This window comes from Hyphomonas sp. (assembly GCF_040882205.1).
GTDB lineage: Bacteria > Pseudomonadota > Alphaproteobacteria > Caulobacterales > Hyphomonadaceae > Hyphomonas.
On sequence record NZ_JBBEBT010000063.1, the window covers coordinates 5,229 to 7,071 of the forward strand.

A 1,843-nucleotide genomic window follows, 5' to 3' on the forward strand; every position below is an offset into this window, starting at 1 on the left:
AAAGCAGTATTCAAAGTCATCCGCCCGGCCTTCCAGCCGGAACCGGACTTCGTTCAACCTCCCAAAAAGTGAGGCGATACCGTGAAAGCAGGAAAGTAAGCGGCCGACGGTAAATTCCGCCTGCGCGAACGAGCCAGGATAGCCGCCTCGAAATGTGCTGGGCAAGTCGACCGTTGCTTGAGCATACTGACCAGGAGGCCGCGCAACCCAAGGCATCGCCTAGTTCTTCCCGAACGTCCGGTTGCGCCCTGCCATCAGCCTCAGGCGCAGCGCGTTCAGCTTGATGAAGCCTTCCGCGTCCTTCTGGTCATAGGCGCCATGGTCATCCTCAAAGGTAACGATCTTCTCCGAGTACAGACTATATGGCGAAGATCTACCGGTCAGGTAGGCGGTGCCCTTGTACAGCTTGATCGTCACTTCGCCGGTCACCCAGCGCTGCGAATGATCGATCGCCGCCTGCAGCATCTCACGCTCCGGGCTCCACCAGAAGCCGTTATAGATCAGCTCGGCATATTTCGGCATCAACTCGTCCTTGAGGTGCGCCGCGCCCCGGTCGAGCGTCGCCTGCTCGATGCCGCGGTGCGCGACCAGCAGGATTGTTCCGCCCGGCGTCTCGTAGATACCGCGTGATTTCATGCCCACGAAACGGTTCTCAAGGAGATCAAGCCGTCCGATGCCATGCTTCTTGCCATACGCGTTCAGCGCCGTCAGCAGCGTCGCCGGGCTCATCGCTTCGCCATTGATGGAGACTGCATCCCCTTTTTCGAAACCGATTGTGATGACCTCTGCCAGGTCCGGCGCGTCCTCGGGAGAAATCGTCCGCATATGGACAAATTCCGGCGCTGGCTCGGCGGGGTTTTCGAGCACCTTGCCCTCGGACGAGGAGTGCAACAGGTTCGCGTCCACCGAGAAGGGCGCATCGCCGCGCTTGTCCCTGGCAATCTCGATGCCGTGTTCCTCGGCAAATTTCAGGAGGTCCGTCCGCGATCTGAATTCCCAGTCCCGCCAGGGCGCGATCACCTTGATGTCCGGGTTCAGCCCGTAATAGCCAAGCTCGAAGCGCACCTGGTCATTCCCCTTGCCGGTTGCGCCATGGCAGACGGCATCAGCGCCGACCATGTCGGCAATCTCGATCTGGCGCTTGGCAATCAGCGGCCGGGCAATTGAGGTGCCGAGCAGATAGACGCCCTCATAAACGGCGTTCGCCCGGAACATCGGGAAGACGAAATCGCGCACGAATTCCTCGCGAACGTCCTCGATGAAGATGTTCTCCGACTTTACACCTGCCGCCAGCGCCTTCTTGCGGGCGGGCTCGAGCTCCTCGCCCTGGCCAAGGTCGGCGGTGAAAGTGACGACTTCGCAACCAAATTCCACCTGCAGCCACTTAAGGATGATCGAGGTGTCGAGCCCTCCGGAATAGGCAAGGACAACCTTCTTGGGGGCAATGCGTGGCTTGGCCATGGGATTCCTGACGTGATTTTCGGCGGAGGGGGGGGAGAAGTGTTGCCTTAAAGTCCCGCTTGCCACCTGACAAGAAGGACAGGTTTGGGGATTCCAGTGGTTTACAGCGTCTTGAGCCGCTATAGTGGAATTGCTGGATCATGGCGGCTCCCGGCTCGCCGCAAACATGGTGGCTGTAATGTTGAACGACCCGATGGACAGTGCGACCCGCCGCAGCCCCTTGCTGCCGGACAGCCTGCGCGAAGGCGTCCGCGAAGGCGAGGCCGCCGGCCGGGCGGCTGAAGACCTTGCCCAGTCCGCCATGCCCTTCCGCGCCCGCCTGCGGGCGAGCGACGCGGTGCGCCCGCAGCCGACGCTGTCGATCCTCACCCATGCCGCGACT

2 protein-coding genes are annotated in these 1,843 nt (G+C 61.3%); one reads left to right on the top strand and one right to left on the bottom strand.

Annotated elements, in window-relative coordinates:
- Positions 1 to 219: 219 nt before the first annotated feature.
- Positions 220 to 1,461: an argininosuccinate synthase gene (locus WEA77_RS02795; RefSeq protein ID WP_368066337.1), complete on the bottom strand. Its 1,242-nt coding sequence runs from the start codon at positions 1,459 to 1,461 to the stop codon at positions 220 to 222.
- 124 nt (positions 1,462 to 1,585) lie between these two features.
- Here WEA77_RS02795 and WEA77_RS02800 point away from each other — a divergent pair.
- A partial coding sequence (locus WEA77_RS02800; protein WP_368066338.1) for a hypothetical protein occupies positions 1,586 to 1,843 on the top strand: 258 nt, incomplete at its 3' end.